Raw genomic sequence first — 22,885 nt, 5'->3', positions numbered from 1 at the left:
AATACATCTATATTATAATATTGATTTTTTGAGAATGAGCGGATGAAAGGAGGTGGATTTCTTTTGGATACATCATATCATACAAGCCTGGAACTGAATCAAAAGCAGCAGCTTTCCCAATCTCAGATCCAGTCACTGAACATATTGTCACTGGATAACGGGGAACTCTCTGAGTTCCTGCAGAATGAATACATAGAAAACCCCATCCTTGACTATTCCCCTCCTTCCTCTTCTCCTGCCGTTTCAGACGCCCGGGCCTTTGACATACCCGCAGAAAATACAGAGGAAGTCAAAACCTTCCTTTTAGACCAGTTAAACCAGAGTGATTTCACACAGACAGAGTGGATGACCATGAAGTTTATGATTGACTGCCTGGACTCCGGCGGTTTTTTCCGCATCTCCCTTCATGAGCTTTCCGTTCTTCTCACAATACCGGAAAAAGTAATCAAAAAGTGCTATGATGTACTCTCTGATCTGGAGCCTGCGGGAATTTTTTCTGAAAATCTATCCCAATGTCTGTTAAAACAGCTGGAGACAAAAGGGGAAAAAACAGATATTCTGGAAAAGATCATCTCGGAACATCTGGATAACATTGCCCTTGGACATATCAGCACCATCTCGAGAAGCCTGAAGATCAGCACAGCGAAAGTCCGGAAGAATATTGCTGTCATCAGGAATCTGAATTCCAAACCTCTGCAGGGATTTTCCACAGCAAAAACCGAGTATATCACCCCGGATATCATCGTTACCTTTCAGGAAGACCAGTGGGAGATTCAGCTGAATGATGACTGGGTCGGAAATTACTCTCTCAACGACTACTATATAAAGATGCTCAAAGACACAAAAGACCCGGAATTAAAAGAATACTTCCAAAAAAAATATGAGCGCTGCCGTTTTCTCATGGCCAGCATTGAGCAGCGCAGACATACTATGGTAAAGATCACAGAAGCTGTCCTGGCAAGGCAGCCTGACTTCTTTCTGAACCACGGCTGTTTAAAGCCCATGACCATGAATGACGTGGCAGAAGACATCGACATGCATGTATCCACAGTAAGCCGGGGTATCAAAGGAAAATATCTTCAATTCCCATGCGGCATCGTTTCCATGAGATCACTGTTTACCGGTGCCCGTCCCTGCTCCGGCGCTTCTGTCAGCAGTACAGACATCAAAACAATTCTGAAAGAGTTAGTGGCATCAGAAGATCCAAGGAAACCCTTCAGCGATCAGAAGCTCAGCATTCTCCTGAAGGAAAAAGGCATTTCCATCTCCAGAAGAACAGTTGCAAAATACCGGGAGCAGATGGGTATCAAAGGAACCTATGACCGAAAAGAATCTTAAAAATGCACCCAGATACTGTAATCCCGGTATCTGGGTGCATTCTCTTTTTTATTTAATGATACAATTCTTATTTAGCTTTATATTTTTTCCTGAAAATCGTATACAGCACTCCTGCAGATGCAGCAAGAAGAATCAGTTCCGCTGCACCCCGGGCTTCATCTCCCGTTTCGGCTACGCCTTTTCTGAGAACCCGGTTGGATTTTTCTTTTGAACCGCCTGCATGATATCTGCCGCTGTCTTCATCTTCTTTCTTTTTGTTTTTGCCTTTTGCCGGATCATCTGCAGGGCTTTCACTGTTTTTCTGTTCTTTCCGGTACACAACCTCTACCGTATGGTCGGCATTTACATTATTAAAGTCTATTTTACCTGCATTCTTAAGATCTTTCCGCTCTACGCCGTCCACAATGACCTTCTGTACTTCATATCCTTTGGCAGGCTTCCAGACAACCTGATAATGGCCGCCCTTCTCCACATCTCCTCCTGCGCTGATGCTTCCTTTTCCGCCGGAGACAGAAGTATCAACTTGATATGTAGGTCCGGTTTCTGTCCCGTCTTCCCGGACAAAGATTACATGGACATGGTGATTAGATGCCGCGTCTTTAAAGGTCACTTTGCCCGCATCTGCAAGACTGTCAGCATTGGCGCCGTCTATGATGACCCCGGCTACTTTATAGCCCGGTGCCGGCTTCCATGTAACTGTATGACTGTCTCCCCGGTCAATGACAACAGAATCACTGATGGTTCCCTTGCCTTCCCTGGATGTCCTGATCTCCACATAATCAGGATCCTTCTGTGTACTGCTGCCCTTCTTTTTATACAGGACTTCTACAGAATGGTTCTTATCCACTCCGTTAAATACGATCTTTCCTTTATCTTTCAGGTCATCCCGGACAACCCCGTCTATGATAACGGCTGAAACCTCATATCCTTCTTTCGGCTTCCACTGTACCTCTTTGCTTGTACCCGCATCTACCTTAGAAGACGGAGAAATGGTACCTTCTCCTCCTCCGATGGAAGTAGAAATATCAAACTGTTTACCGGCTGTTCCTCCGTCATTCTTTACGAATTCAACATAAACTGTGTGGTCAGAAGCCACCCCTTCAAACCGGATGCTTCCGGCATCCTTAAGATCATCTCTCTGGACACCGTCTACCACTACCTTGCCGACATGATAACCTGGCTCCGGCTTAAAGTTTACTGTATGGTCCTCACCCTTTTTAACAGAAGAACTGTCAGATACCTGTCCCCCGCCGCTCTGGGATGTGCTGATCTGGTAAGAATCTTTGTTTCCTGTGCTTCCGGAAGAACTGTCTCCTAAGATGACTTCAACTTTATGGTTCCGGGTGATCTCAGGGAATGTAAGCCCATTTTTTCCAAGAAGGTCATCCCGGATGACTCCATCCACGTAAACTGCTTTTACAACAGTTCCGTTTCCGGGGCTCCATGCAACCTGAGGGCTGCTCTTTTCCGGCAGATTGACCAGAGTCGGAGTAATGGTTCCGGGTCCTCCGGTGATGCTTGTCTCCACTACATAAGCTGCTTGGCTGTCATCAGAAGGGGTTCCGCCCTTTGTTCCTGACGGCCTCAGTTTTACATGTACCTGGCTGTCATCAGAAATATCATTAAAGTCTACTTTATTTCCTGTGACAAGGCTGGTCTTTTCAACTCCGCCCACTTTTACTGTGACAGATTCAATCTCAAATCCGTCCTCTATCTCCCATTCCACTGTGTAGTCACTGCCGTCTGAGAGGACTGCTCCAGGTGTAATGCTTCCGGTTCCCCCTTCCAGTACCGTGGAAACATTAAACTTTTTGCTGTCATCAGCTGTTCCGCCGATTTTTTCAAAGACTGCATGCACCTTATGGTCATTTTTAATATCATTAAATGTCACTGATGCATCTGTACTGGAAACCCCGTCTATTATAACCTCTTTCAGGCTCCAGCCGGCGGCCGGTTCATAGGTAATCGTACAGGAATCTCCGTAAAATACTGTTTTGCCGGGATCGATCCGCCCCTCGCCTTCTTTTGATGAATCAATCCTGAAAAGATTCGGCTCAAGAACTACCGTGACATTGTGGTCAGCAGTAATATTGTCAAATGAGGTCTGTCCGCCCGGAATGTCTTTCTTTTCTCCGTCCACATAAACATTTTTTACCTTGTATTTCTGGCCGGCAGCTGTTATATCCCACTGTACTGTGTAGTTCTCCCCCTGCTTCACCTCGGCAGACGGCGTAATATTGCCGGGTCCGCCCAAAATCTCAGTCTCTATTTTGTATTGAGGGTCCGAAACCGTTCCGGAATCTGGTTCAAAGATCACTTCTACTGTATGGTCTTTGCTGATATCCTGGAATGTAATCTGGCCGCTTGCTATGAGATCTGACCGGTCTTTTCCGTCAACCAGCACCTGTTTTACATGGCTTCCCTGAGCTGCATGCCAAGTGATCGTCTGATCCTTTCCTTTCTCAACAGAAACACTGGAATCAATGGAACCGTTTCCTTCTTTTGATGTCTTAATCTCTGCATAGTTAGGATCCACGTAGATGTCTTCTCCCCCGCCTGTTTTGCGGAATACCACTTCCACCACATGGTCTTTATTAATGCCGCTGAACTTAATGCTTCCTTCATTCTTTACGTCCTGGCGGATACCGTCTACAATGACTTCCGTCACTTCATAACCGTCTGCTGCCTTCCATGAAACCTCGCGGTTCTCACCCTTTTTGACAGATGCAGAGTCCGTCAGGAAACAGGCTCCGCTGCCTCCGGTTTTCTTTGTTATAATCTGGTAATGCTCAAGGTCAGGGCTTGCCTCCCCTGCTTCAAATTCCACATATACCGTATGGTTGTCCGCAATGTCTGCAAACGTAATCTGGCCTGCCTTAGACAGGTCATCCCGGATGACCCCGTCAACAAATACATGCTTCACATGATATCCTGCTTCTGCTTTCCAGGTGACTTTTGCATCAGTGCCGTAATCATAGGTTCCGCTGCCGCTTATGGTTCCTCTTCCTGTTTTCACAGCAGAAACCTGATAAGGGATTGCTTTCCAGACTGCGTATACATCCATAGAATCTTTGACTTTTGTATCTGCCGTAAAATCTGCTGCAGCGGCATCACTTTTTGATGCCCAGCCTTCAAAAGTATGCCCTGTTTTGGTCGGATTGCCGGACGGCAGAGTTCCTACCGTATCATTAATCCGCAGTTTATCTTTTGTATCGAAGGCATCCTCTGTATCATCATGGACTCCGTCGTTATAACGGTATGTCACAACAAGAGGGTCTCTGATCGTAAGCGTTTTCGTGCTGACCAGACTGTTGCCGCTGGCTCCGTCAGGAGACCACTTGTAAGTGAATGTATAGATTCCTTTATCATCCTCGGTAATATCCCGGTTTTCATTGAAGAGATCCTTCCACGTATCCAGAGTCAGATCTATTTTCTGCTCCTTATCCGTACCTTTATCTTTCACGACTTCCACAGTAACGGTACCGCCCACCTGGGTATTCGGGTTGCTGCTTCCCAGGTCCACATCAATAAAATCTTCGGTGTCCGGATAGTTCTGAGTCACAAGCTTCCCGCTTTCCAGATCCAGAGCAGACCCTTTGGAAAAGCTGACTCCCTCTTTGTGATCGTAGCCCTTGTCCAGTCCCACATAACGCACGTGATCCACTCCCGCATCGGTTGCCACCGAAAGAGTGGTGGTCGGCACAAGACGCATAGCACGCCTTCCGATCATCTTCGATCCGTTATCCGGGTCCGTATATTCTGCCTCAACATCCAGCCAGCCGATGCCCGGTGCAAGATTGCTCACCGCATAGTTTGGATATTCGCTTAACGAGATAACCTGAATATCATTATTTCCTACAACGCTACTGGTGATATCCCGGGCCGTCCATTTGATATCAAAGGTATTATCCTTCACTGAAACATTGTTGGACAGCGGGAACAGATAAACGATGTTCCTCACTGTATCATATGTGGCTTCATTAGTTTTATCATAGGACAGACTGGAAGTACAGACAGAAGCCATAGAATACGCTTTTGCCCTCAGTTTGTCTTCCTCATAATCAAAGGTATCCGGCTGGGTAAATGATTTCAGCTGCGGATAGACTCCGTCCCTCTTTGACCAAATACTGTCATCCAGCCAGGTCACTTCCGTTCCGACCATATCTTTTGTCAGCCGTCCGGATATGTTCCCTCTCACACCTTTTTCTCTCATGGCAGAGGTCTGCTTGTCATAGCTGCAGTTGGTAAACGTTCCTCCAGCTCCTGCAAAGCCTTCTACTGACGGGGTTGCCGTGGTTGTCTCAAGAGACCCTACTTCCCCTGCTGAATAGCAGTTCTGGAAAGCCATTTCTACACCGGCATTTCCGGCAAATCCTCCCATGTTTGCCCCTCCGTAGAGCATACCAACCATAGATGTGGAATAACAGTTTACAAAATCTGAATGCGCAGACATATCAACTGCACCGGCAAAACCTCCGATCCCGCTCTGGCCCTCCACAACTCCTGCTGAGTAACATTTTTCAAAATGATTGCTGTAATGGGGAACTCCTACAAACAAGCTGGTAGTCGTGTTTCCGTACATTGTAATATTGGAAAAACAGTTTTCTGCCCAGGTCCTGCTCGGACAGGATACGAACCCTCCGGAATGTCCCGCTGTAGATACTGTGATTCCATCGATTGCATAGCTGTTAGTGATTCTGGCATTCTGTATAGGTCCCATAAAGTTCCCAACACAGCTTGTACCGTAAGTAAACACATTTTTTGTATGGCACTGATCGATGATCGTCTGAGGACTGCTGAAATTATTGGACTGGTCACCTGACTGCCATCCGGTGGCAATTGCACCGACAAAATTCAGTCCTTTAAGCTTTGAATCTTCCACCGCACAGTGATACAGCTTTCCTGCCATAAGATGTCCGACAATAACGGAAGACCTTTGTCCGCTGGCATAAATATTTGCATACCTGAACGTAAGGTCTTTCATCTCAAAACCGGTATTCTGTACAGTGCCGAACAGTCCCTGGCTTGCGCCTCCGTTTATGTAGAGATTATAGACAGTCTTCTGATTTCCATCAATAATAAATTCCTTATTAACCGTACTGTTGACCGGCGTCCAGTTTTTCGGAACTGACTGATTTCCTCCCATATCCAGATCATTCATCAATATACAGCTTCGGTTCTGTTCCATAGCCCACCGAAACTGAGACGGCGTATAAATCTTTAACTTGCCGTCAGCATCTGATTCCGTGGGCTGTACTGACGCACCGTCCCATGGAGTCAGGCCCGTGGACCTGTCATAGCTGTTGAACTTTTCCTCACACTTCTGCCAATTTTGAGCGAGATAACCTGGCCAGTCTACTGCCGCTTTTACTTGATATACCTGTCCCTGCATAAGCATGACAAAACCAAGAAAAAAGGCAGCGACGGCTGCAATTTTTTTCTTCATCCTGATCCCCCTAGATTGTTTATATTTATTGAACTCCTCACAAATCCTTATAAAAATTATTATAGCACCAATGTATTTAAAATCAATGATATACTGTCAAATAGTCTGTCTAATTCGATGATTTTTTCTTTAGATACTGATAATATTCTCCTTTTTTATACAGTTATTTCTCTATTTATACAAACATAGATTTAATTGAAAATGTGTCAAATAATATGTCAAACTACAATAAAACAATATGGGGAATCCCACCTCTCACTTTTGTACAAAAAAGGAAGAGCAGATGCCTGCCTTCTGCAGCATCTGCCCTCCCCTATTTCCAATGAAGGATACATTCTTCTATTTTTCTGACAGCCTTTTCTTCTTCGCCGCCTGTAACTTCGATGGTAATCTCATCTCCCTTACGGATTCTGGCATCAAGAAGCTCCATAATACTTTTCCCGTCGTATATATGGCCCATCCACAATACTTTTACTTCCCCCGGTATTTTTTCACACAGATTTGCAAGCTCTGCCGCTGTCCGTATGTGAATGCCGCTGCTGTTTCGGACCGTAACTTTTTTTCTCAGCAGGATCACCTCTTTTCATCTGTTTCCCGGTAAATGTTAACCAATGCCAAGTCTCTTGATCTCACAGTCGATCCGTGCAGTCTCTTCACTGGTAAGCTCCCAGTCAAAAGCACTGCAGTTTTCATCTGCCTGCTGTGGATTTGTGACGCCGGTCAGTGCCGTGCCCACAAAACTTTTCTGTGTACTCCAGTTAATAGATACCTGCGCTACCGGCTTCCCGTGTTCTTCCGCAATGGCATCCAGCGTTTTTAACAGTTCCATGATCTTTGAGAACTCCGGTTCTTTGAAAAACGGGTAGAACACAAGACGCATATCTTTTGGATCGTAGTCCGGACACTCTCTGATAGCTCCTGTCAGAATTCCTGCTCCCAGAGAACCGTAGGTCATAGTTCCGATACCCTGGGATTCTGCCCACTCCATAAGTTCCCTTTCTGACTGATTGACCATAGAAAACGGCGGCTGGATCACATCGATCTTTGCATACTTCTGAGCTTCCATAATCAGTTCCTTAGGAGAATTGGACATACCGATGAAACGGATCTTCCCCTTTTCCTTGAGCATGTTTACTGCTGCCATAGTCTCTTCCACCGGTGTATTTACATCCGGCCAGTGCATCACGTAGAAGTCAATATAATCAGTCTGAAGCCGCTTTAATGATTCGTCAATCTCCCTCTCCACAGAATTATATTTGCAGTCTCTCACTGATGTTCCTGTAAAATGATTGATGTAAGTACCGAATTTGGTTGTCAGAAACACCTTGTCACGAATTCCTTTTAAAGCTTCCCCGACAACTTCCTCCGAATGTCCTTCTCCATAAACCGGTGCCGTGTCTACCATGTTGACTCCGTTTTCCACCATGCGGCGCACTGCCGCAATGGATTCCTTTGTGTCCACGTCTCCCCAGCTGACCCCTGCGGAATTAGCCCCGCCGATACCCCATGTTCCTACAGTCAGTGCTGATACATCCACGCCTGCATTTTTAAAATGTTTATATCTCATATTTTCCTCCTGAACTTACCTCTGTTTTAATGCTTCCTTATACTGAGCTTCAATAAGATCCAAAATCTCCCATTCCTCTGGCAAAAGCCCGCAGTATTTTATTGCGGCTTCTCTGATGCCGTGTTCTTTTACAAAATCCGTGATTTCTGTACTCTCCGGATCTGCTTCCTCCCGGTAGAGGAATCCATAGGCAATACCCTTTGCCAGATAAAAGGGAAGAATCCGGTGCTTCATGCAAAGCAGGGCAGGGCCTGTAAAACGATTTTCTCTTGCAAGCTTTCCCTTAGGTCCTGCAGCAACCCGGCTTATCTCATCCTTTAAATTCCGGTTTTTCGGTGCATTCATGATAAAATCCACCCATTCATCCCGTTCTTTTTGTGTAAAGCCGTATTCTCTTGATACTGCTTCTTCCGCTTCATAAAAAGCACCGGTAATGCATTCTTCTATCCATGGATCGTCATAAGTGTCCGCGATATAAGTACATCCCCTGGCTTTCCCAAGAAATGCGGTCATACAGTGCTTCATGTTGCCTGTATATACCTTGCGGTAAATCTGGGCTTTGGCTTTTTCTGCCTTTTCCACCTGTTTTGCTTTAGGAAATTGTCCCTTAAAGGCTTCTGCATCAATGCCGATATGTCCGTCCAGTTTGGTTGTGACGGCAAATGGATCCTCTTCCATAAGCTCTTTTGAAGAAGGCATCGCTGCCATGCCAACCATGACCTGGCAGATTCCTGTCTTTTCTCTCAGATATGCCATTGCTTTCTGATCATCCTCCAACAGTTCCCCCATACGCCTTTCAAAAAAGTCAGGTGCTCCCAGGGCATTGACACAGAGCAGGATATTCAGGTTTCCTGCGTTCTTTTGGGATCTGGCTTTTACGGCCTGGGCCAGATTCCCGGCAATACTCTCAAATGCACCTTCATACACACAGCAGGCGATTAGGTCAACTTGTTCCATGTGCCGGACCAGATCTTTTTCGTCTGTACAGTCCAGTACATCAAAGTCTTTCACCAGCACACGCCGTTTCTCCTCTGTCCCGACTCTTTCGATCCGATAGGTGCCCTGCTCTTTCAGCTGTTTCATCCGTTCTGCCATGATGTCATATAAATACAGATGATAACCGGATTCATAAAACAATCCTCCGATAACACCCCGGCCAATATTTCCTGCACCTATCACCAGCAGTTCTTTTTCCTGTTTCTTCAATTTCAAGGCCTCCTATGCGATGATTCCCAGAGCAAATAAGACGACTCCCACTGCCATGGTTCCGATCAGCAGAGGCACAACCTTTACTCCTTTTCCGAGCAGCCAGTAAATGGTGCCTACAAGGCCAAGGGAGAGGATCTTCGGCATAATGCTGTCCAATGTGGCCTGAAGTGCCATCCCGCCGTTTTTTACATCTCCGATGGTGATCGGGGTGGATACGTTGACTGTAGCCACGATCATCGCCCCAATAGCCATGAGGCCTACCACAGAGCAGGCATAGGATACTTTATCCATGATTCCGGATTTTTCGGATTTCAGCAGAAATTCTGTTCCCATGCTGTACCCGTATTTTAAACTGTACCAGCGGGCCAGCAGGTTCGGAATGTTGTACATCAGAAGGAACAATACCGGAGCCATCACATTTCCCCCCGCAGCCATGCCGATGACAAGGGATGTGGCAAGAATCCTTAAAGTAGAAGGGAACAGGGTGTCTCCTATGGCAGATAAGGGACCCATGAGACCAGTCTTTACCGCATTAATACTGGTGGCATCAAAGTCTGGATTTTTTGCATTTTCCTCCTCCATGGCTGCAGAGATTCCCAGTGCAAATCCTGCTATATTCGGTGTGATATTAAAGTATTCCATGTGACGTTTTTTCGCTTCAATCCGATCTTCTTTTTTGTCGTAGATCTTGTCAATAGCCGGCATGAGGCTGTAGGTATAGCCATTGTGCATCTGTCCCGGGTAATCGTTCATGGCATTTAAGGCAAGATATCGGATAAAAATCTGTTTTAAATCTTTTTTGTTTAATTTAGAACTCATTTTCGTCACCTCCATAAGCTTCTGCCGTCTCCGGCGTTTGTTTCTGGTTTGATAAAATGATAAGCACCAGCATAACTGCAAACAGCGTAACCGCAATGGTTGGCAGATTTAAATATGCAGCCAGCATAAATCCTACAAAGAAATACGGCGCCATCTTTTTGCTGATAATCATCTTAAGAAGCAGGGCAAAACCGATGGCCGGCAGCAGATTGGCTGCGGAGGCAAGCCCGTTGATAACCACTTTGGGAATGGCATTGACTGCCGCCTGCACTGCAGTGCTTCCTGCATAGATGGACAGAAAACCATATAGAAAATAAACAACAAAGCTGGTGAAAAATGCACCAAAAAGATAGATTCTCCCGGCAGCTTTTGTGCTGTCCTTCTCAATCTTTTTCATCATGATCTGTCCGAATGCTGCATTCATCAGCTTACAACCGATGAAAATAAAGCCCCCCAGCAGAGCAATGGGCACTGCTAGGGTTGTGGCAACTGCCTTGCCGCCGGTTGTTATAATCGCAAAGGCTGTACAGATCGCCCCTGCAGAACCGTAGTCGGGGCTGACAGCTGCACCGATGGGAAAAGAACCGATGAACATAAGCTCCAAGACGCTTCCAAGGATCACGCCCTGCACCGGGTCCCCGAGGACTAATCCGGTCAGCGTGGAAATAACAATAGGACGGCAGATCATGCAGTACCCGAAAAAATATTCCATTTTACAGAGGCCTAAAATCAGCCCCACAAGCAGCGCTTTTGTTAACATATTCCTCTCTCCCTTCTAACTCTCCAACAATTTTTCCGTAACTTTTACAGCGGTTTCTGTAGGCACCTGCTGAATCTCCATGCGGATGCCTTTGCCAAGCAGGCGTTTCAAAGTTTGTGTGTCATCTCCGGTCACGTTGATCGCCTTGCTCAGCGCTCTGCTTCCCTCCACTGCCGGAAGTACTCCCAGGTTCACGTCATTGATCTCGGGAATGGCATCCGTCAGCCGTTCCACGTCCTTTACGTTATTGACTACAATAAATAATTTGTATTTATCGGTTACCCCGGACTTGATGGCTTTGATCGAATCTTCCATAGATTTGATAACCAGTTTGATTCCCTGGGGTTTGGAAATACGCAGCATAGACTGGCGCATCTCATCTTTTGCCACCTCGTCATTGGCTACCAGGATACAGTCCACTCCAAGTGCTCTGGACCAGGAGATCGCCACTTGTCCATGAACCAGACGGTAATCGACTCTCAGCTTTTTAATCATAGGTAATTCCTCCTTTTATTTTTCTTAAAACACTACGCTGACCCTGTATGCCCCAGGGACAACAGCAGCCTCAAACGCTTCCTCTACCTGATCCAGGGGATATTTTGCTTCTACAAGCTTTGACAGGTCAATTTTCTTTTGGCTGATCAGCTCTGCTGCCTTCTTAAAGTCACAGAGATCTGCTGAAAATGTACCGATTAATTCCATTTTTCTGTAATGGATCAAATTTGAATCAGCGTGCAGTTCGGGAGCCGGATATCCTGCTGCAAATAAGAGAATCCTTCCGTGCAGATGCTTCACCATTTCAATGGCCTGATCATTGGCGGCTGTGGCCCCCACTGCCAGAATCACTGCATCGGCACCCCGTCCATCCGTCCATTCCTTTACTTTTTCTACCGGATCATCTTTGGATACATCCACTACATGCAGACCCAGAGCCTCTGCAGTCTTAAGCTTTTTCTCCATCATCTCTGTGATGAGCACGTCACATCCTTCTGCTTTCAAGGCCAGTGCATTCAAAACTCCCATAGTCCCTGCTCCGATGACCACCACTTTTTCTCCCGCTGACACCCGTAATTTGCGCAGTCCCTGGCAGACTGTTCCCACCGGTTCCACAAATGCCGCCTCAGAAGGATCGACAGAGGGGTCCATCTTAAACAGTGAGCGGTACGGCTTGATCACATACTCAGAGCATCCGAATCCTCCGTGATAGCCGTCCGGTGAAAGTTTGTTCCTGCCCTCCCCTAAGGTCACACACTCACTGGTCAGGCCTTTTTGACAAAATTCACACTCTCCGCAGTTGTCATAGCCGATGCCCACTGCTTCTCCGATCTCAAATCCCTTTACCTCCGGTCCCATGCCTGCAATAGTCCCGCTGAATTCATGCCCGAACGCCATAGGAAACTTCAGATTCTTTCTGGCACCGGTCCACTGTCCGTAATCTGTGGTACAGATATTGCATGCCCCGTTTTTAATCAGCACTTCATCCGGCTTAAGTTCCGGAAGTTTCCGTTCATGCACCTTTACCACTCTCTCCTGCTCGATCACTGCAAATCTTGTCGTCTCTGTTTTTGCCATCTCTCTTACCTCTTTCTCTATTTCCTGATATATGGTTTCAATTTCTTCATAGTATCCATATAGACTGAAACCGGATCTTCAAAATACCGGCTGTCCGTATATTCCAGAATCAGAGGCCCGCAATAGCCGTTCCTGTCCAGAAGTTTTAAAGTCTCTTTAAGATCACAGGTCCCGTCACCCCACTTCAGGTGTGTAAAAACTCCGTCTCTGTAGTCCATAAAATGCACCAGGTTTATCCGGTCCCCAAATGTGTCAAACCAGTCCTGCAGGGATTCCCCTGCATTATGGATCGTATGGATATCTGCGGTTACCCCGAACTGCCTGGAGTTTACAGCCTTCATCATTCGTTTTAAATCTGTTATGGTATTGCAGAGTCTTGTACTCTTTGAAGACAAGGTCTCCATGGTCAGGCATACATCATAGCTTTCTGCAAACCTGCAGAGTTCCCCGGCCATTTCTTCGCTCCTCTTCAATGCCTCCTCCCTTTCTTCCGAAAAGAACTGCCATCCGGACGTAATGAGTACTCTGCCGCATTCAAGCTCTGATGCAGCCTGAATCATATGCTTAAAATAATATTCTGTTTTCTGCCTGACCTCCGGCCGTTTCGCTGCCATATGAAAAGGCTTTGGACAGGACTGTTCCGGCGTTATGCTGACTGCTCTAAGTCCATAGTCCCGCAGCATATTTTTCAGTTTTTTTGTTTCTTCATATGTATGGGCATCCACAAAATAATGGGCTCCGCATGTCCAAAGGTCAATGCTCTCATATCCGGTCTCGGCTGCCGCTCTCAGATAGTCTCTAAGCTCATAAAACCGGAAAATATGATTCATGGGAGCAGGCTGTTCCCTCCCGATGAGCTCCATAGTCTCTACCATCGGTTCTGTGAATCAAACAGCCGCATGTAATGTTCCAGCACCTCCTGGAATCCTTCCGCTCCCGCAGCAATGGTCTGCTGCATGTTCATTTTCTTTGGTGCAAACTCTCCGGCGGCCTTTGCGTCCTTTTTCGGTGCACTGCTTGCAAGGGCCTTCCTCAGTGCATTCTTTCCGGCTTCACTTAAATCTGTATTTAAGTTCACTTTCTGAATTCCTGTTTTTACTGCTTTGGCAAGGTTGTCGTCACCTGTGCCGGAACCTCCGTGAAGTACGAGAGGAATTGCTATTTCTTTAGATAAAGTAGACAGAAGTTCAAATTCCAGGTGCGGAGTTCCTTTATACACCCCATGTGAAGTACCCACAGCCACAGCCAGACAGTCTATTCCGGTCTCCTCAACATAAGACTGTGCTTCCTCAAGTTTCGTAAGTCCTGCATCTCTGGTCTCCTCGTACTCGTCACCCTGTCCCACATGTCCAAGCTCTGCCTCGACAGAAACTCCCACAGCATGAGCTATTTTCACGATTTCCTTTACTTCCCTTACATTTTCCTCATAAGGAAGTGTAGAACGGTCAATCATAACGGAACTGAATCCGGCATGAATGGCCTGTATGATATTCTCAAAAGCGCCGCCGTGATCCAGATTTACCGCTGCCGGAACTTCCGGGTATCTCGCTGCATAAAACCTTGCCAGATCCGCACATTCATAAATACCGTGGACAGAAGCTACGTCCAGTATCACCGGTGCCTTCAGTTTTCCTGCCGCCAGAAAAGATGCCTCGATGGTCTCCCGGTTGAATACGTTCGGAGCCGCCACCCCATAGCCTTCCTTCTTTGCCTTGGCAAGCATTTCTCCCATTGAAATAATCATTGTATGTATTTCTCCTTTCCAGATCGTATAAATGTAATGAATTTTGCTTTCTGCCCATTTATACAACAAAAAGCGTGCCAACTTAGTGTCACGCTTTTGCCTCAGTCACCGGAAACGGCTTTTTTTCTTATATTCCGCTTATAATATCATAAATATATCCAATTTCGGACAGTGGGATTTTGACACTATAAGTGTCTTCTATCCCACTAAAAGCATTTCTTATTTTTGCAATCTCCTCTGTCCGCTCCTGTTCAAATACGTCCATATCAGGATAATCTTCAATAGGACTTCTCCTGATGAGACGCTCCGCCAGACATCCTACATGAATAAAAAGATTGATCTTAGTACTGTTTGACAGCGGCCTGCCGTCCATAATCTCATATTTTTTCAGACAGTCTTCAATATGATTCATAATCTTGTCCGTGTCCAATATGGTCAGAGACCCGATCAGCTGACGGACAGAGAAGTTTCTTACAAGGTGGTCATTGATCTCACGGATCCTCTCAGAAGATATGACCGGAGACAGAATCTTTTCCATCTTCCGGTCTGCCTCCCCGGACACCACCTCTTCAAGCGGTATAAATTCAATTTCCGAAAGTTTTGGATTTACAGTGCCGATAACGCCCAGAATATCATATCCGTCTAAAAGGGCATCCGCCGTGGCCTGATTGTTCAGCTGGTCGTAGTCGTAAGAGACCACGGTGATATCAATATCGGATGGAATACTGTCTTCAATGAGCCCCCGAATCTGCTCTGCCGTTCCGGTCCCGGTAAGGCAGCAGGTCAAAATCACTTTCTGCTTGTCCACTTTTGGATAGATCATTTGATACTCAGTCTGGTTGTATTTCTTCAGCCTGGACAAAATGTCCTCAAGCCGGTACTTCTGCTTCACCATCTGTCCTGCATTCACCGCCATCTGAGTGGAAATATTATTGACAACAGCAACCGGTACCCTCAGTATATCTCTGAGTTCTTCATAGATATCCATCAGGGAACCTGTATCCACAAGAAACAAGAGTCCGCTGCTCAGATCATGAAGTTCAATATATTCCTTCATCCAGCACACGATGTCTTCCATCTTCTTGTCAATCGGCATATCCACTGCCTCAAAAACGGTTTCTTCCAAAAGCCGGTTGGCCACATTGGCAATACTGCTGGCGGTAGCATATCCGTGGGCTAAAATAATGGCCTTTGTTCTGCCTTCCTGAGACTTTACATTCAGGCTTTTAAAATAAATGACAAGGGGAAGAAGGTCCGCCTCTGTAACATTTAAATCCATTTTTGCAGACAGCAGATCCATCATCCTCTTTACAAGCCGGGTCTCCTGCTTATAATGATGCTCCGCAAAAGAGAGAAACTCAGCAGAGACTTTTTTCTCAGCCGCATATTCTGCGGGATGACCGTTCAAATAGAAGAAGTATGCTGCTGCCGCGTGGAGCACATTACCGCCAAACCGGACATTAGAACTGTATTCTACATACCGGAAAGCTTCATGCACACTTCCGATCACATAGCGCATGAGCATAGTCTCGGACTCTTTGCTCTGCTGGCAGATCAGCCGGTCCAGCATGTCACTGACTGCATGGAAACAGCGTTTCTCAAACTGCTCTGCCTCATATCCCTGGCTGCGGAATTCTTCAAAAATGGACCCCAGCTTTACAAACAGTTCCTGATAATGCATTGATTCTTCCGTATCTGCACCGGAAACTGTCTCCGGCTTAGACTCCGGTGTGATCAGAATTTCCTGGCTTTTCTTTATTTTTCTCTCATCATTCAAGGCGATCTCTGAAATAATCTCATCCGGCAGATCTCCAAGCCTGAGGGTGATCTTTTCTTTCTCCTTATTCTTTGCATAGGTTGTGGCGCAGAGGTATTTGATCGTATTCTGAAGTTCTCCCACATTGCCTTTAAATTCATGGCTGGCCAGTGCATCCAGCACATTCCCCGAAACCGAAAATTCTCTCCCGAGCACCTGGCTCTCCTGAATGAAAAAGCGGTAAATAAACTGCAGCCGTTCCTGGTATCCCCGTTCCATAAGACCAGGAATCTCTACTACAATCGGCACCCGGCGCAAAAAAGTATCTAAAAAGTTGGAACCCAGATCTTCCGTGGTCGCCATGACAATCCTTACGTTTGCTTTGTGCCATCCCTCGCTTTCTCCCATCCTGCGGAAAATCCCCTGATCCAGGAAAATAAACAGCTTTTCCTGGCTCTCATGATTCAGCCGGTGTACTTCGTCCAAAAACAGCATTCCTCCGTCCGCAGCTTCCAGCAGACCTTTGGATGTCCCGTAGGCACCGGTAAATGCACCCTTTACATATCCAAACAGGTTGCTGGACAAAAGCTCCACATTATTGGCATACTGGGCGCAGTTGAGCGTGATAAACGGTGCTCCTTCCGGCAGTACCCTGCTGCGGACAGAAAACTCATAAATCTGCCTGGCCATATAGCTTTTTCCGGCCCCTGTATCCCCATGGAGAAACACCGGCAGACTTGTGTTCGGATAAAACACAGAGGTCTTAATCTGTTCAATGGCTTTCTTAAGACTGCCCCTGGCTCCGATCATGCTTTCCAGAGGATCCTCTGACTGGTACGCATCTTCCCCGCCTTCTGCATCCTCCAAAAACAATTCATCCAGACTTGCATAGACAGATTTCTCTGCTTTAAAAAAACGTTCTGCAAACACTTCTGCATCAAAAAACAGAACCGGTCTCGTATTAACCTTAAACAGAGATTTCCCGACTTCCTGATTGAGATAGTGACTCACCGTATTCCTTTTCACCTGAAATATCCCCGACATCTCATCTGCCGTACAAGACTTATCCACACAGTCAAAATCCATCTGTTTCGTCTGCTTCTTTATATATGACAGCAATTCTTCCTTCATCATATCCCTCACCCTCATCTCATTTGTCCGGTACAATTTAGTTTCATTATGCCAGCTTCCCGCCATTTGTCAATATACACTCTTTTGACACTATTACTTGGCACAGTTTTTGCTCTATATACAAGTGTAAATCAGTGTTATGCCCAGACAGCATACTAAAATTCAACGAGGTGACAAACATGAAAAAAAGATTATTGATCGCAACTCACAGCACATTTGCTGAAGGCATTAAAAATGCAATGGAACTGGTGACCGGCAGGCAGGACTCTGTGTCCACACTTTGTGCCTATACGGATAATATGTCAGAAGTGGAAACCCCGGTCAGGGAAATCATAGAAGGACTTGGTCCCGATGAAGAACTGATCATCGCCACCGATATTTTCGGCGGAAGTGTCAACAATGAATTCATGAAATATCTGACAGAAAAAAATATTCATCTGGTAGCAGGAGTCAATCTTCCTCTGCTGTTTGAACTGGTCTCTTCTCTGAACACCGCAGATACCAAAACCGCCGTAGAGACAGCAATCAATAACTCCAGAGAACAGATCCGCTACTGCAACCTGCTGCTTGACCAGGCTCATGAAGCCTGTGACACTTTTTAGGGCGTACATAAACAATGCTTTGATCTAAGAATCAGAGAAAAGAAAGGAGGAGATTTTTTGGACGTGTCTTACCGCTCTGCTCTGGAACTTCATCAGAAGCAGAAGATGTCCCAGTCTCAAATCCAGTCTCTACACATCCTGTCACTGGATAATGGGGAACTGTCTGACTTTCTGCAGAATGAATACATAGAGAACCCCATTCTTGACTATGCACCTGCCGGTTCTGGCTGTGCTGTATGGGAAAGGCGGGATTTTGATATTCCTGAAGAGACTCCGGACAGAATCAAAACATATCTCCTGGACCAGTTAAACCAAAATAATTACACAAAAGGAGAATGGCAGACCATGAAGTTTATGATTGACTGTCTGGATTCCGGCGGTTTTTTCCGGGTCCCTTTTAAAGAACTTTCCGGCCTTCTCACAATCCCTGTACGGGAGATCAAAAAATGCTACGAAATTCTGTCCGGTCTGGAACCGGTGGGTATTTTTTCCCGAAGCCTGCCGGAATATCTGCTTCGTCAGCTTGACCATCTCGGACAAAAAACTCCGGTTTTGGAAAAGATCATTCAAAATCATCTGGATGATATTGCCCTGGGGCACATCAGCACTATCTCCAAAAGCCTGAACATCAGCACCGCCAAGGTGCGGGAAAATATTGCATGGATCAGGAATCTTAATTCCAAACCGCTTAAAGGATTTTCCACAGAAAAAATTGAATACATCACTCCGGATATCATCGTAACACATCAGGAAGATCAATGGGATATCCGCCTTAATGATGACTGGATAGGGAATTATTCTCTGAATGACTACTATGTACGGATGCTCAGAGGAACAAATGACTCGGAACTAAAACAATATTTCCGAAAAAAATATGAGCGGTGCAGATTTCTCATCGCAAGCATTGAACAGCGCAGGAATACCTTGATAAAGATTACTGAGGCTATTCTTATGAGACAGCCGGAATTTTTAAAAAATCACGGAAGTATAAAGCCTATGACGATGAGCGAAGTGGCAGAGGATATTCACATGCATGTCTCTACCGTCAGCCGGGGAATCAAAGGAAAGTACCTGCAGTTTCCCTGCGGTATTATCTCCATGAAATGTTTGTTTTCCGGCTCCTCCCCCGCTTCAGATACCCCAATGAATGCGGTCAGCATCAAGGAATTATTGAGGGAACTGGTGTCCTTGGAGAATCCCAAAAAACCATACAGCGACCAGAAACTGTCTCTGCTCCTGAAAGAAAAGGGAATCTCTATTTCACGCAGGACCGTAGCCAAATACAGAGAACAGCTGGGTATCAGAGGCACTTATGACAGAAAAGAACTGTAACAAGATAGAATCCCGCTTGCGGCGGGTCGCTTTGGCGACATGATTCCTTATTGCCGCAGTGCGATCCTCGCGGAGCGTTTTTTATTTCATGGGAGGCACTTCCTATGAAATAAAAAAACCATCCGGACAAGCCGTCTGCCGCTTCTGTCCGGATGGTTTTTTATACGCTTATAATCTGTTGACTTTGAAAAATTTCATGATCTCCGGCAGAAATGTTACTGTAAACAGTGTTGTCACCGCAAATACCACTGCTTTATGCAGCTTCTTCGGAAGCGCCAGCCCCCACATAACTCCGGCAGAGCAGGCACAAAGTTTGATCATTACAAGATCCTTCCAGTCTGCATGGCGCATGAAACGGTTGGTGTATCGGATTAATTTTTTCATGGCAGTCACCCCATCTCTTAGTTTGCCCTCAAAGTTTTCCTGTCTATATTTTACCACTCTTTCTGACCAGTGTCACACGCTCTTTTTGAACATCATAAAAGCTCATCTTATCTGCCTTTTGCCTCTGCCCGTAGATATCTTTGAAAGAACTCACTGACTGATATTGGTTTTGAAAAATAATAGCCCTGACCAAAACTGCAGCCCAGATTTTTAAGAATATCAATCTGTCCTTCGGTTTCAATTCCTTCTGCGATGGGAATCATGTGATTCAGTGTCCTGCACATTAAAATAACATATCGGACAAGAACCTGTGATTTTTCATTTGTCTCCAGTCCTTCGATCAGGCTTTTGTCCAGCTTGATTTCATTAAAGTCGATGGCCGACAGTATGGCCAGATTTGAGTATTTAGTTCCATAGTCATCCAAAGATATTTTAAATCCTGCTTCTATAATCTCCCCTGCCAGCCGGCTCAGCTCTTCCAGCCGGATCTTGGAAGAACTCTCCGTGATCTCAATGCATATTTTAGAAGGCTCCACTTGATACCTGCGGCATACATCCAGAATTCTGTTTACGATATCCTTTTCCATCAATGTAACCCTTGAGAGATTCACAGACACTGTCAAAGATGAAGCCGCAGTCTGTTCCCACTGCCTGATAATCCGGCAGGCCTCTTCCAGAACAAACAGATCCACATGGCTGATTACATTTTCCAGTTCATAGATCGGGATAAATGAATCTGGCATGATAAGGGTCCCATTTTTCTGTGTTTTTCTCACCAAAGCCTCTGCTCCTATGATCCGTCCGGTTTCTATCTCCACTTTCGGCTGGAGATATACCACAAACCGGCCTCTCTCAACGTCTCTTATCAATTTTTTTGCTATCGCCGATCTGCGGTTATATTCCACGTTCAGTGTTTTCTTATAATATGACTGCTTTTCTATATACATCAAATCTTCCGCATAGCTTATCTGCTCCTTTATTCCTCTTTTCCCGGAATCCCATACAGCTCCCATGGAGACATTCAGCTCTTGATTATGCTCTGTTTCTTTTCTTAACTCTGTCATCTTGTATTCAAATTTTTCTCTTGAAATTCCAGGGCACAGGACCACAAATTCGTCCCCTCCGGTCCGGTAAACATACTCTTCAAAAATCCCGGACAGCACAGAAGCGGCATTACAGATCAGCCGGTCTCCGTATTTCTGCCCGTAAGAATCATTTATCAGCTTGAGGCCATTCAGATTCAGGAACACTACTCCCAGATTTTTTGCCGGATATTCCTCCAGTTCCTGCAGAACCTGAAAATACTTGTTCCGGTTTTCCAGGCCTGTCAGATTGTCTATATAGCTCATCTGCTCCAATTTTTTCATCATCCGCCGTTTCTGAATATCATTCAGCACAAAAGACGCTACGGATTTTAATAAGAGCAGCCCCTGAGTATTATTCTTCGGATGGTCAACACCTATAAATCCGGTGAATCTTTGTTTTTCCGTCAGCGGCACCGCAGCCACACTGGAAACATTCCTCAGTTTCAGGATCTCATATGCTTCCTTTTCTTTGTCAAGCTCTCTGTCGTTTTCAGTAATTAAAACTCCGCCTCTGCATTGGAGCAGTTCCATCCACTTTTTTGCTCCTGTCTCTGATATCGTCTGGTCTTTGTAACATCCTCCCTGTTCCGTACACCATTCATATGTCTTCCTGACAACATGATTTTTTATATCTGCCTCAAAAATATAAGCACAGTCTCCGTCATAAAATTTTGCTATGATCTCCAGAAGCTTATGGATTGCTGTCTCCATATCAGTGATTTCTTCCAGCGTTTTTATGCAGCGTATCAATGTTTCTTCATTGATCAGTTTGCTCTCCAGCTCTTTCTTCTGCTGCTCTGTACTGGTCACATTGTAGGCTGTTTCAACCCTCAGATTCCTCCCGTCTTTTTGAATCATCTTATCCTTGATAACAAAGTACTCATCCAATATTTGATTGTGATTAAGCCACGTATAGGCTCCATGTTCTCTGAGCTGGGCGTTGGTGCAGAAACTGCATGGGCTGTCGTTCCCCTGAAGAACCTGATAGCACATTTTACCGGCATACTCTTTGTCGTCATTGATCTTATAAAGCTGTTTTCCGAACTGATTAATGTATAGAAGCTGGTAACTGTCCATATCCGTGAGATAAATCATATGATCCATCTTGTCCAGTATCATCCGGCTCCACATGTCTTCGTCTCCCATTTATTTTCCTCCCCACATACTCCATAGGCTCCAATACATTATTCCCTACTTTTCAAGAGAACAAATTTACGGAAAAGGTTAGGTTTCTGCTCCGGCATCCTTCCCTTAATGCCGTCAAAAAAAGGGCCAAAACCGTCGTTTTGGCCCCTTTTTTATCCTCTATTTGGTTTTCCTTTTCCACAGGAGTAGAGTGCACATAAGCGCTGATCCTCCCATCAGACATAAAAGAGGCCACAAGGCTTTATGATCACCAGTTCTCGCTGCTCTCTGTCTGTTTTCTTTTGTGACTTCTCTGTATTTCCACTTTTGCGGCGTCTGTTTCTTTCCTCCGCTTCCCTGTTCCGTCCCTTTTTCGGGTGGCTGCTTCTTTTTTTCTGTCCCAGTCTCTTTGGGTATCTGTTTCCACTTCGCTGTCAGTTTCACACTGTCATTCACCGGTGTATCAAAGTCCCATCTGGCTTCTTTTCCATTTTCATCGATATAATACCAGCCTTCAAAGGTATATCCATCTCTTTTGGGATCCCTTGGCTGTGATGCTTTTTCTCCTCCGTTTATCATCTGGGGTTCCGGCTGGTAGTCCCCTCCGTCGGAATCGAACGTCACTTTATGCACTCCCGTAAGCGTTATGGTAACGGTGGTCTTCGTTCCGTCCTCCAGCCTAAAGGTCAATGGAAACTCCCCTGTCCGATAGTTGTCCTTGGCATCGTTGATCTTTTTAAGCTGTTCTCCATCCACTGACGGCACTTCATTATTCCCATACAGATCCTTTCCCATGGCTTTGCAGAGTTCCCTGATCTCATCCTCTGTAAAAAGCTTTCCTCCTGTCGGTTTCGTAAATCCGTTGGCACCAATGCTGGAAGTCTTTTCTCCTTCCTTATGGCTGCTGCCCTGGTCTCTCAGATATACATGAATCGTGATCTGGGTTCCGTTTGGAGTTGCAATCGTCAGCGGATAATCTCCTGTTTTCCCTGCTGTTTTTTCCTCATTGATCTTT

At 45.7% G+C, this 22,885-nt stretch carries 17 protein-coding genes; 3 read left to right on the top strand and 14 right to left on the bottom strand.

Features of this window, described 5'->3' with window-relative positions:
* Positions 1-63 precede the first annotated feature (63 nt).
* Entirely contained in the window at positions 64-1,338 is a 1,275-nt protein-coding gene (rpoN, locus tag KH180_RS14300) for an RNA polymerase factor sigma-54 (protein WP_290761476.1), read from the top strand.
* Positions 1,339-1,405: 67 nt separating this feature from the next.
* On the opposite strand, the gene KH180_RS14295 is transcribed toward rpoN (KH180_RS14300), so the two are convergent.
* The 11 genes from KH180_RS14295 to KH180_RS14245 all read right to left on the bottom strand — a co-directional run bounded on the left by KH180_RS14295 (position 1,406) and on the right by KH180_RS14245 (position 17,345).
* Complete coding sequence (locus tag KH180_RS14295) at positions 1,406-6,784, bottom strand: InlB B-repeat-containing protein (RefSeq protein ID WP_290761474.1); 5,379 nt, start codon at positions 6,782-6,784, stop codon at positions 1,406-1,408.
* A 313-nt stretch (positions 6,785-7,097) separates the two neighbouring features.
* Positions 7,098-7,361, bottom strand: coding sequence for an HPr family phosphocarrier protein (locus KH180_RS14290; RefSeq protein WP_290761472.1), 264 nt, complete (start codon positions 7,359-7,361; stop codon positions 7,098-7,100).
* Between the two features lie 27 nt (positions 7,362-7,388).
* Positions 7,389-8,351: an aldo/keto reductase gene (locus KH180_RS14285; RefSeq protein WP_290761470.1), complete on the bottom strand. Its 963-nt coding sequence runs from the start codon at positions 8,349-8,351 to the stop codon at positions 7,389-7,391.
* Positions 8,352-8,366: 15 nt separating this feature from the next.
* On the bottom strand, positions 8,367-9,557 hold the full coding sequence (locus KH180_RS14280) for a mannitol dehydrogenase (protein ID WP_290761468.1): 1,191 nt from the start codon (positions 9,555-9,557) through the stop codon (positions 8,367-8,369).
* Between the two features lie 12 nt (positions 9,558-9,569).
* A complete protein-coding gene (locus KH180_RS14275; RefSeq protein ID WP_290761467.1) occupies positions 9,570-10,379 on the bottom strand; it encodes a PTS system mannose/fructose/sorbose family transporter subunit IID in 810 nt (269 codons plus the stop codon).
* Positions 10,369-11,139 carry a PTS mannose/fructose/sorbose/N-acetylgalactosamine transporter subunit IIC gene (locus KH180_RS14270; protein WP_290761465.1) on the bottom strand — a complete coding sequence of 257 codons (771 nt, stop codon included), beginning with the start codon at positions 11,137-11,139 and terminating at the stop codon, positions 10,369-10,371. The genes KH180_RS14275 and KH180_RS14270 overlap by 11 nt, the downstream gene beginning before the upstream one ends.
* A 15-nt stretch (positions 11,140-11,154) precedes the next feature.
* Positions 11,155-11,634 (bottom strand): PTS sugar transporter subunit IIB, encoded by a 480-nt coding sequence (locus tag KH180_RS14265; RefSeq protein WP_290761463.1) that lies wholly within the window; start codon positions 11,632-11,634, stop codon positions 11,155-11,157.
* Positions 11,635-11,658: 24 nt separating this feature from the next.
* The gene (locus KH180_RS14260; RefSeq protein ID WP_290761461.1) at positions 11,659-12,711 is read right to left on the bottom strand and encodes a zinc-dependent alcohol dehydrogenase; all 1,053 of its coding nucleotides are present in this window, start codon (positions 12,709-12,711) and stop codon (positions 11,659-11,661) included.
* A 17-nt stretch (positions 12,712-12,728) separates the two neighbouring features.
* A complete protein-coding gene (locus tag KH180_RS14255; RefSeq protein WP_290761459.1) occupies positions 12,729-13,574 on the bottom strand; it encodes a sugar phosphate isomerase/epimerase family protein in 846 nt (281 codons plus the stop codon).
* 5 nt (positions 13,575-13,579) lie between these two features.
* Complete coding sequence (locus tag KH180_RS14250) at positions 13,580-14,455, bottom strand: class II fructose-bisphosphate aldolase (RefSeq protein WP_290761457.1); 876 nt, start codon at positions 14,453-14,455, stop codon at positions 13,580-13,582.
* A 127-nt stretch (positions 14,456-14,582) separates the two neighbouring features.
* Positions 14,583-17,345 carry a sigma 54-interacting transcriptional regulator gene (locus KH180_RS14245; RefSeq protein WP_290761455.1) on the bottom strand — a complete coding sequence of 921 codons (2,763 nt, stop codon included), beginning with the start codon at positions 17,343-17,345 and terminating at the stop codon, positions 14,583-14,585.
* 176 nt (positions 17,346-17,521) lie between these two features.
* Here KH180_RS14245 and KH180_RS14240 point away from each other — a divergent pair, with 176 nt between their 5' ends.
* Entirely contained in the window at positions 17,522-17,944 is a 423-nt protein-coding gene (locus KH180_RS14240; protein WP_290761453.1) for a PTS sugar transporter subunit IIA, read from the top strand.
* 63 nt (positions 17,945-18,007) lie between these two features.
* Positions 18,008-19,276: an RNA polymerase factor sigma-54 gene (gene rpoN, locus KH180_RS14235; protein ID WP_290761530.1), complete on the top strand. Its 1,269-nt coding sequence runs from the start codon at positions 18,008-18,010 to the stop codon at positions 19,274-19,276.
* A 168-nt stretch (positions 19,277-19,444) separates the two neighbouring features.
* On the opposite strand, the gene KH180_RS14230 is transcribed toward rpoN (KH180_RS14235), so the two are convergent.
* The 3 genes from KH180_RS14230 to KH180_RS14220 form a co-directional block, all read right to left on the bottom strand.
* Complete coding sequence (locus KH180_RS14230) at positions 19,445-19,660, bottom strand: hypothetical protein (protein ID WP_290761451.1); 216 nt, start codon at positions 19,658-19,660, stop codon at positions 19,445-19,447.
* 107 nt (positions 19,661-19,767) lie between these two features.
* Entirely contained in the window at positions 19,768-21,891 is a 2,124-nt protein-coding gene (locus KH180_RS14225) for a putative bifunctional diguanylate cyclase/phosphodiesterase (RefSeq protein ID WP_290761449.1), read from the bottom strand.
* A gap of 159 nt (positions 21,892-22,050) precedes the next feature.
* The coding region (locus tag KH180_RS14220; protein WP_290761448.1) for an InlB B-repeat-containing protein at positions 22,051-22,885 on the bottom strand (835 nt) is incomplete at its 5' end.

The sequence above is a fragment of the Anaerostipes sp. genome, assembly GCF_018381315.1.
Lineage (GTDB): Bacteria > Bacillota > Clostridia > Lachnospirales > Lachnospiraceae > Anaerostipes.
This window is presented reverse-complemented; position numbering and strand designations above follow the sequence as displayed.

Coding starts and splice junctions, on each gene's coding strand:
- KH180_RS14240 (WP_290761453.1), top strand. CDS start 17,522: ATGAAAAAAAGATTATTGATCGCAACTCACAGCACATTTGCTGAAGGC.
- KH180_RS14270 (WP_290761465.1), bottom strand. CDS start 11,139: ATGTTAACAAAAGCGCTGCTTGTGGGGCTGATTTTAGGCCTCTGTAAA.
- KH180_RS14285 (WP_290761470.1), bottom strand. CDS start 8,351: ATGAGATATAAACATTTTAAAAATGCAGGCGTGGATGTATCAGCACTG.
- KH180_RS14245 (WP_290761455.1), bottom strand. CDS start 17,345: ATGATGAAGGAAGAATTGCTGTCATATATAAAGAAGCAGACGAAACAG.
- KH180_RS14265 (WP_290761463.1), bottom strand. CDS start 11,634: ATGATTAAAAAGCTGAGAGTCGATTACCGTCTGGTTCATGGACAAGTG.
- KH180_RS14275 (WP_290761467.1), bottom strand. CDS start 10,379: ATGAGTTCTAAATTAAACAAAAAAGATTTAAAACAGATTTTTATCCGA.
- KH180_RS14230 (WP_290761451.1), bottom strand. CDS start 19,660: ATGAAAAAATTAATCCGATACACCAACCGTTTCATGCGCCATGCAGAC.
- KH180_RS14255 (WP_290761459.1), bottom strand. CDS start 13,574: ATGGAGCTCATCGGGAGGGAACAGCCTGCTCCCATGAATCATATTTTC.
- KH180_RS14250 (WP_290761457.1), bottom strand. CDS start 14,455: ATGATTATTTCAATGGGAGAAATGCTTGCCAAGGCAAAGAAGGAAGGC.
- KH180_RS14295 (WP_290761474.1), bottom strand. CDS start 6,784: ATGAAGAAAAAAATTGCAGCCGTCGCTGCCTTTTTTCTTGGTTTTGTC.
- KH180_RS14260 (WP_290761461.1), bottom strand. CDS start 12,711: ATGGCAAAAACAGAGACGACAAGATTTGCAGTGATCGAGCAGGAGAGA.
- KH180_RS14225 (WP_290761449.1), bottom strand. CDS start 21,891: ATGGGAGACGAAGACATGTGGAGCCGGATGATACTGGACAAGATGGAT.